Raw genomic sequence first — 8410 nt, forward strand, 5'->3', positions numbered from 1 at the left:
CCCCGCGCCCCCCTCCGACACCGGTGGTCGCCGCCAACTGTCGTGGCCGACGGCCGACCAGCCGCCGGACGCCGCGGCGGAGCCTCCGGCGTCCCCGACACCGGACCGCCGGCCCGGAGCCGCGGAGCCGGCCGGCGACGCGGGCGCGAGCGACGGACCCGTGGAGCCGGCTCCGGCCGACGACTCCGCCGGCAAGCCGGAAGACCGCGAAGCCGCTCCGCCTCCGACACCGGCCCGCCGGCCCGGCGACGGCCCGGACGCCGCGGCGGAGGGCCCGGCTCGGGCCGGGGACTCGCCGGAGCCGGCCGCCCGTGACGGCGCGGTCTGGGCTGCGGAGCCGGCAGGCGGCCCGCCTGCCGGTGGGCCGGTCGCCGGGGCGAAGGCCGGCGAAGCCGCCGAGGTGGCGGCCGGTCGCGTAGGTGTGATCGACGGGCCCGTCGGGCCGGTGGAGTTGCCGAAGCCCGGTGAACCCCCCTGGCCGGAGAGCCCGGCCCAGGACGCGGCCGCCGGGGCCGAAGGGGCGGCTCCAGTCATGGACTCGCCTGAGTCCGTATGTGCCGACGGCGCGGCCGCCGGCGGGCCGGCCGGCGGGCCGGACGGCCCGGCTTCGCCGGAGCCGGCCGGGGCCGGCTTGGCCGGCGCGGCGGCGGGAAGCGGTCAGGCCGCTCCGTCGGAGGGGGACGACCGGCGGTTCAAGGTCGTGCTCAAGAACTTCGAGGGGCCGTTCGACCTCCTGCTGCAACTCATCTCCCGGCACAAGCTGGACGTCACCGAGGTCGCGCTCTCCCGCGTCACCGACGACTTCATGGCCCACATCCGTGCCATGGGCCCGGACTGGGACCTCGACCAGACCACCGAGTTCCTCGTCGTCGCCGCCACCCTCCTCGACCTCAAGGCAGCCCGACTGCTGCCGACCGCCGAGGTCGAGGACGAGGCGGACCTCGCGCTGCTCGAGGCACGGGACCTGCTCTTCGCCCGGCTGCTCCAGTACCGCGCCTTCAAGCGCGTGGCCGACATCTTCCAGGAGCGCCTCGCCGCCGAGGCGCTCCGGCACCCCCGCACCGTCGGCCTCGAACCGCACCACGCCGAACTGCTGCCCGACGTCGTGATCAGCATCGGCCCCGAAGGCTTCGCCAGGCTCGCGGTCAAGGCCATGCAGCCGAAGCCCAGGCCGCAGGTCTACGTCGACCACATCCACGCCCCGCTGGTCAGCGTCCGCGAGCAGGCCGAGGTGGTGATCGGCAGGCTGCGCGAGCTCGGTCGGGCCAGCTTCGGCGACCTGGTGGCGGACGCCCCCGACACCCTGACCGTCGTCGCCCGCTTCCTCGCCCTGCTGGAGCTCTACCGGGAGCGTGCCGTCACCCTGGACCAGGAGGAGGCCCTCGGCACACTGCTGGTCTCCTGGAGCGGCGGCGAGCCCGACCGTCCGTTGGTGACCGACGAGTTCGACCAGGAGTCCGCGCCGCCGGCGAAGGAGGAGTGATCATGAGCCAGGACCAGGAAACCGTCACCACGACCGGTGACGAGGCCCCGGAACCGGCGGAGCCCGGGCTCGCGCTGAAGCCGGCCCTGGAGGCCGTGCTGATGGTCGTCGACGAGCCGGCCACCGAGGAGCACCTGGCCAAGGTCCTCGGCCACCCGCGTCGCGCCGTCGCCGCCGCGCTGCGCGAGCTGGCCGACGAGTACCTCGCGCAGGGCCGCGGCTTCGAGCTGCGCGTCGTCGCCGGCGGCTGGCGCTTCTACACCAGGCCCGAGTACGCCGAGGCCGTCGAACGCTTCGTGCTGGACGGCCAGCACGCCAGGCTGACCCAGGCCGCCCTGGAGACGCTGGCGGTCGTCGCCTACCGGCAGCCGGTCAGTCGATCCCGGGTCTCCGCCATCCGCGGTGTGAACTGCGACGGCGTCATGCGTACCCTGCTTCAACGCGGTCTGTTGGCCGAGGCGGGCACCGAACCCGAAACAGGTGCGATCCTGTATGTGACGACGCACTACTTCCTGGAGCGGATGGGGCTGCGGGGCCTGGACGAACTGCCGGAGCTCGCCCCCTTCCTCCCCGAGGCCGAACAGGTCGAGGGGGAGAGCCAGGAGGCCGCGTCGTTCAGCTTGGACGTAGACGTAGACGCGGACGACACCGGCCCCATGCCAACCGGCCGCGCTCCCACCGACTTCCCGACGGATCACTGATGCGAAGCAGCGGCAGTAACAGCAACCGGAACCACCGGGGCGCGGGCAACAGCCGCGACGACCGGCGACAGAGCTCGGGGCGCCCGCGCCCCGAGGAGCGCCGTTACGGCCAGGGCGGCGGCCCCGGCGGCGCTCCCAAGAAGAAACGGACGGCCCCGGCCAGGTCCCGCGAGTACGACGCGATGCTCGAGGAGCGCGTCCGCGAGCGGCACAACAAGCCGGCGGTGAAGCTGCCCAAGACGTTCGGCGACGCCGAGGGCGAGCGGCTGCAGAAGGTGCTCGCCCGCGCCGGGCTCGGCTCCCGGCGGGCCTGCGAGGAGCTGATCGAGCAGGGCAGGGTCGAGGTCAACGGCAGCGTCGTGCGCTCCCAGGGGCGCCGCGTCGACCCGGACCAGGACGAGATCAAGGTCGACGGGCTCACCGTGGCCACCCAGTCCCACCTGTTCTTCGCGCTGAACAAGCCGGCCGGCGTCGTCTCCTCCATGGAGGACCCGGAGGGGCGCCAGTGCCTCGGCGACTACGTGCAGAACCGTGAGACCCGGCTCTTCCACGTCGGGCGGCTCGACACCGAGACCGAGGGCCTGATCCTGCTCACCAACCACGGCGAGCTGGCCCACCGGCTCACCCACCCCCGCTACGGCGTGGTCAAGACCTACCTCGCCGCCATCCAGGGGCCCATCCCGCGCGACCTGGGCAAGCGGCTCAGGTCCGGCATCCAGCTGGAGGACGGCTACGCCAAGGCCGACAACTTCCGGGTCATCGAGAACACCGGCAAGAACTACCTGGTCGAGGTCTCGCTCCACGAGGGGCGCAAGCACATCGTGCGCCGCATGCTCGCCGAGTCCGGCTTCCCGGTCGACAAGCTGGTCCGCACCGGCTTCGGCCCCATCGTGCTCGGCGACCAGAAGTCCGGCTGGCTGCGCCGGATGACCAACACCGAGGTCGGCCGGCTGATGAAGGAAGTCGGCCTCTAGAGCTCGGAGCGGTGGCGGGAAACCGGAGCGCGGCGGCTCCCGGAGGGGGCATACGCTGAGGGGATGCGCACCGCCCTCGTCATCGGCACCGGCCTGATCGGCACCTCCATCGCCCTGGCGCTCACCGGCCGCGGCGTGCGCGTGTATCTCGCCGACCAGGACCCGGACCAGCCGCGGACGGCGGCCGCGCTCGGCGCCGGCACCGACGGCCTGCCCGAGGGCCCGGTGGAGCTGGCCGTCGTCGCCGTCCCGCCGGCGCGCATCGCCGCGACGCTGGCCGAGCTCCAGCGGCGCGGCGCCGCCCGCGCCTACGTGGACGTCGGCAGCGTCAAGGGCGGCCCGGCCAGGGAGCTGCTGGCGCTCGGCGGCGACCCGCGCAGCTACCTCGGCACCCACCCGATGGCCGGCAAGGAGCGCTCCGGGCCGCTGGCCGCCTCGGCCGACCTCTTCGAGGGCCGGCCCTGGGTCCTCACCCCCACCCCGCGGACCGAGACCGAGGTCCTGAACCTGGCGCTCGAACTGGCCTCGCTGTGCCGCGCGGTACCCGTGGTGATGGACGCTGACGCGCACGACCGGGCCGTCGCGCTCGTCTCGCACACCCCGCAACTCGTGTCCAGCCTGGTCGCCGCCCGCCTGGAGAGCGCCGAGGAGACCGCCGTCCGGCTCTGCGGACAGGGCATCAGGGACGTCACCAGGATCGCCGCCTCCGAGCCACGGATGTGGCTCGACATCCTCTCCGCCAACCCGGGGCCGGTGGCCGACGTGCTCTCCGAGGTCGCGGCCGACCTGGACGAGACCGTGCGCGCCCTGCGCGCCCTGGAGTCGGCCGACGAGGCCAAGCGGTCCGCCGGTGCCGCCGGCGTCGAGGCCGTCCTGCGGCGCGGCAACGCCGGCCGGGAGCGGGTGCCGGGCAAGCACGGCGCCGCGCCCGCCGTGTACGAGTCGGTGGCCGTCCACATCAGCGACCGCCCCGGCGAGCTGGCCCTGATCTTCGCGGACGCCGGCCGGGCCGGCGTCAACATCGAGGACGTCAGGATCGAGCACGCGACCGGCCAGCAGGCCGGCCTGGTGGAGCTGATCGTGGTGCCGGAGGCCGCCCCCGGCCTGATCGCGGCGCTGCGCGAGCGCGGCTGGTCGATCCGCGGCTGACCCCGCCCCCCCCATGGGCGCGTGACGGGCACCTGCGGCGTGCCGGTACCCTTCTCCACCGGGGGTATCGCGCTGTGGGAACGCCTCGGATCGCCGCCCCCCGCTCTCCCCTCGCGCGCCGCCGCACCGGGGACCGCCCTCAGCCCGCTCCAGAAAGGTGCGCACCGCCGTGACTGCAACCCCCGTCATCGTCGCCATCGATGGCCCAGCCGGCACGGGCAAGTCGAGCACCTCCAAGGCCGTGGCCACCCGACTCGGCCTCGGCTTCCTGGACACCGGCGCGCAGTACCGTGCCATGACCTGGTGGATGCTCAGCCACGGCGTCGACGTCGACGACCCGGCCAAGGTGGCCGCCGCGGCGTCCGAGCCGGCCATCGTCTCCGGCACCGACCCGCAGGGCCCCACCATCACCGTCGACGGCGAGGACGTCGCGGGCCCCATCAGGACCCACGAGGTCAGCGCCGCCGTCAGCGCCGTCAGCGCGGTGCCCGAGGTGCGCTCGGTGATCACCGAGCTGCAGCGGTCCATCGCCGCCGCCGCGCCGAACGGCCTGGTGGCCGAGGGCCGTGACATCGGCACCACCGTGCTGCCCGACGCCGACGTCAAGATCTTCCTCACCGCCTCGCCCGAGGTCAGGGCCGCCCGCCGCAGCGCCGAGCTGAAGGGCAAGGACGCGGCCGGCCTGAAGGCCACCCGCGAGGCGCTGCTCAAGCGGGACGCCGCCGACTCGGCGCGCAAGGCGTCCCCGCTGGCCAAGGCGGCCGACGCGATCGAGGTCGACACCTCGGACCTGACCCTGGAGCAGGTCGTCGAGTGCGTGGTCACCCTGATCGACGAGCGCAGGCGGCGGTGAGCGGCTCCGGCGCCCCCGAGGCGGCCCGCGGCGCCAGGGGCGCGGTGGTGGGCCGCCGGATCGCCATCGGCATCATGCACAGCGGCTGGCGGCCCCGCGCCCTCGGCACCTGGCGGGTGCCGGCCGCCGGCCCGGTCATCCTGGCCGGCAACCACGCGCACAACGTCGACGGCCCGTTGATCATGGCCACCTCGCCGCGCCCGGTGCGCTTCCTGGTGAAGAAGGAGGCGTTCGTCGGCCCGGTCGCCACCTACCTGCGGGCCATCGGCCAGCTGCGGGTGGACCGGGACGGCACCGACCGGGCGGCCGTCGGCGAGGCGCTGGCCGTGCTCGCGGACGGCGGCGTGCTCGGCATCTTCCCCGAAGGCAGCCGCGGCGAGGGCGACTTCGCCGCCCTGCGGGCCGGCCTCGCCTACTTCGCGCTGCGCTCCGCAGCACCGATCGTGCCGGTGGCGGTGCTCGGCAGCAACGAGGCCCGCGGCCGGCTGATCCCCGGGTTCCCGCCACTGCGGCGGCGGATCGACGTCGTCTACGGCGACCCGTTCACACCCGCCGCGGCCGGTGGCCGCCGCACCAGGGCCGCGCTCGACGAGGCCACCCTGGCCATACAGGAGCGCCTGGCGGCGCACCTCAAGGAAGCCCGACGGCTCACCGGCCGTTAGCACCTGAGCGACACTGGTGTGATGGGCGCCGGTCCGGCGCACCCCACCCGGTCCCGAACCGCCGCTCCCCGCGGCGAACGACGACACTCCACGAGGTACAGACTCCATGACCGACCAGAACCACCCAGGCGCCGCGGACGCGGACCGGCACGGTGCGCTCGGCGACGCCGAGTACGCGGAGTTCATGGAGCTCGCCACCGGGGAGGGCTTCGAGGCCGACGAGATCGCGAGCGAGCTCGCCGCCGCCGGCAGCGGGCCGCTGCCGGTGCTCGCCGTCGTCGGCCGACCGAACGTCGGCAAGTCGACATTGGTGAACCGGATCATCGGCCGCCGCGAGGCCGTCGTCGAGGACAAGCCGGGCGTCACCAGGGACCGGGTCAGCTACGAGGCCGAGTGGGCCGGCCGCCGCTTCAAGGTCGTCGACACCGGCGGCTGGGAGCAGGACGTGCTCGGCATCCACGCCTCGGTCGCCGCCCAGGCCGAGTTCGCCATCGACGCGGCCGACGCCGTCGTGATGGTGGTGGACACCAAGGTCGGCGCCACCGACACCGACGACGCCGTCGTCAAGCTGCTGCGCCGCTCGGGCAAGCCCGTGGTGCTGTGCGCCAACAAGGTGGACGGCCCCTCGCAGGAGGCCGAGGCCGCCTACCTGTGGAACCTGGGCATCGGCGAGCCCTACCCGGTCTCCGCGATCCACGGCCGCGGCACCGGCGACCTGCTGGACGCGGTGCTCCGGGTGATGCCCGAGGCACCCCCCCAGACGTTCGGCACCGCACTCGGCGGGCCGCGCCGGGTGGCGCTGATCGGCCGGCCGAACGTCGGCAAGTCGTCGCTGCTGAACAAGGTGGCGGGGGAGGAGCGGGTGGTCGTCGACGAGCTCGCCGGCACCACCAGGGACCCGGTGGACGAGCTGATCGAGCTCGGCGGGCAGACCTGGCGCTTCGTCGACACGGCCGGCATCAGGCGTCGGGTGCAGGACGGCGTCGACTACTACGCCTCGCTGCGGACGGCCGCGGCCCTCGAGAAGGCCGAGGTGGCCGTCGTGCTGGTCGACGTCACCGAGCCGATCAGCGTCCAGGACACCCGCATCATCACCATGGCCGTGGAGGCCGGGCGGGCCCTGGTGATCGCCTACAACAAGTGGGACCAGCTGGACGACGAGCGCCGCTTCTACCTGGAGCGGGAGATCGAGCAGGACCTGGTGCAGGTGCAGTGGGCGCCCCGGGTCAACGTCTCGGCGCGCACGGGCCGGCATATGGAGAAGCTGGTGCCCGCCATCGAGACGGCGCTGGCCGGCTGGGAGAGCCGGGTGCCGACCGGCAAGCTCAACGCGTTCCTCGGCGAGCTCGTCGCCTCGAACCCGCACCCCGTGCGGGGCGGCAAGCAGCCGCGGATCCTGTTCGGCACCCAGGCCGGCACCAGGCCGCCCCGGTTCGTGCTCTTCGCCTCGGGCTTCCTGGAGGCCGGCTACCGCCGCTTCATCGAGCGACGGCTCCGCGAGGAGTTCGGCTTCGAGGGCACGCCGGTGCACATCTCGGTGCGCGTGCGGGAGAAGCGGGGCCGCAAGAAGTAGGCCCGCGGGCCTGCCGGTTACAGGCTTCCGGGCGGCAGCGCCGCCGGTGTCGGATGCACGACGGGCACATACGCGTAGACGGGCGGCGCGAGTTCGTGGTGCCGCCCGTAGTCGCGCCAACCGCCGGCCCCCGCGCCGTGGATGGGGCGGATCCTGCTGAACCCCACGAACCGCAGCTCCTCCTCGCCGGTGCGGTCGCCGGGCAACGCCCGGAAGAGCCGGCGGTATTCGGCACACAGGGAGTCGTAGATCGGTGTGCCCGAGCCGCCCGGCGGCTGGTCGTAGGCCGACCGCATGCCCGGAATCGGCGCGGGACGGGCGTGCTGCGGACGCGAGGCTTCATAAGTGTGCACGCCCCTCCAACGAGCGACCCACCCACCGGATGCGGTCCAACCGGGCGTTAACCGACCGCCCCTGCCGATCGCGCCTGCCGGCGCCCGGCTCGAAGCCCCCAGCGCCGGCGCCCCCCGCCGCCGCGCGGGCCGCCGCGAAGCGGCGCGGCCGGGAACGCGTCACCCGGGCCCCCGGCGGCCGTGCCGCCTGCCGGCCCGCGCCGCTTTCGCGGCTGGCTGTCAGCGGCGGTGCCGTGTCACCCGCAGCCGGGGAGTCCGTGCCGTGTGCGTTGCCGGCCCCGGGCCGGGGGCCCTGTGCCACGGCCGGGGAGCCCACGTCGCGGGTGCACCGCGCCCCGGGCCGATGGGCCGCTTCGCGCCCGCGCCGCTTTCGCGGCTGGCTGTCAGCGGCGGTGCCGTGCCATCGGCGGCCGGGGAGTCCGTGCCGTGTGCGTTGCCGGCCCCGGGCCGGGGGCCCTGTGCCACGGCCGGGGAGCCCACGTCGCGGGTGCACCGCGCCCCGGGCCGATGGGCCGCTTCGCGGCTGGTTACTAGCCGGCGGTGCCGTGTCATCCGCGGGTGCGGAGCCCGCGCCGCAGGCGCTGTCAGCGCAGCACGGGGCGCTTCGCGCCCGCGCCGCAGGCGCTGTCAGCGGGGGAGGGGGCCTGGGCTGTCTCTTATAC

8 protein-coding genes are annotated in these 8410 nt (G+C 74.6%); 7 read left to right on the forward strand and 1 reads right to left on the reverse strand.

Features of this window, described 5'->3' with window-relative positions; genetic code table 11:
- Window positions 1-160: 160 nt before the first annotated feature.
- The 7 genes from E1283_RS26585 to der all read left to right on the forward strand — a co-directional run bounded on the left by E1283_RS26585 (window position 161) and on the right by der (window position 7395).
- The gene (locus tag E1283_RS26585) at window positions 161-1483 is read left to right on the forward strand and encodes a segregation and condensation protein A (protein WP_132820691.1); all 1323 of its coding nucleotides are present in this window, start codon (window positions 161-163) and stop codon (window positions 1481-1483) included.
- Window positions 1484-1485: 2 nt separating this feature from the next.
- Complete coding sequence (gene scpB / locus E1283_RS26590) at window positions 1486-2184, forward strand: SMC-Scp complex subunit ScpB (RefSeq protein ID WP_132820692.1); 699 nt, start codon at window positions 1486-1488, stop codon at window positions 2182-2184.
- On the forward strand, window positions 2184-3158 hold the full coding sequence (locus E1283_RS26595; RefSeq protein ID WP_132820693.1) for a pseudouridine synthase: 975 nt from the start codon (window positions 2184-2186) through the stop codon (window positions 3156-3158). The genes scpB and E1283_RS26595 overlap by 1 nt, the downstream gene beginning before the upstream one ends.
- 63 nt (window positions 3159-3221) lie before the next feature.
- The gene (locus tag E1283_RS26600; RefSeq protein WP_132820694.1) at window positions 3222-4307 is read left to right on the forward strand and encodes a prephenate dehydrogenase; all 1086 of its coding nucleotides are present in this window, start codon (window positions 3222-3224) and stop codon (window positions 4305-4307) included.
- A 169-nt stretch (window positions 4308-4476) separates the two neighbouring features.
- Window positions 4477-5160, forward strand: coding sequence for a (d)CMP kinase (cmk, locus tag E1283_RS26605; protein WP_132820695.1), 684 nt, complete (start codon window positions 4477-4479; stop codon window positions 5158-5160).
- Window positions 5157-5822, forward strand: coding sequence for a lysophospholipid acyltransferase family protein (locus E1283_RS26610; RefSeq protein ID WP_243745127.1), 666 nt, complete (start codon window positions 5157-5159; stop codon window positions 5820-5822). The genes cmk and E1283_RS26610 overlap by 4 nt, the downstream gene beginning before the upstream one ends.
- Window positions 5823-5928: 106 nt before the next feature.
- Window positions 5929-7395 (forward strand): ribosome biogenesis GTPase Der, encoded by a 1467-nt coding sequence (gene der, locus E1283_RS26615; protein WP_132820696.1) that lies wholly within the window; start codon window positions 5929-5931, stop codon window positions 7393-7395.
- Window positions 7396-7412: 17 nt separating this feature from the next.
- Here the strand turns inward: der and E1283_RS26620 are convergent, their stop codons facing one another.
- Window positions 7413-7691, reverse strand: coding sequence for a hypothetical protein (locus E1283_RS26620; RefSeq protein WP_132820697.1), 279 nt, complete (start codon window positions 7689-7691; stop codon window positions 7413-7415).
- Window positions 7692-8410 lie beyond the last annotated feature (719 nt).

It is taken from the genome of Streptomyces hainanensis (genome assembly GCF_004348415.1).
In the GTDB taxonomy this organism is placed as follows: domain Bacteria; phylum Actinomycetota; class Actinomycetes; order Streptomycetales; family Streptomycetaceae; genus Streptomyces; species Streptomyces hainanensis.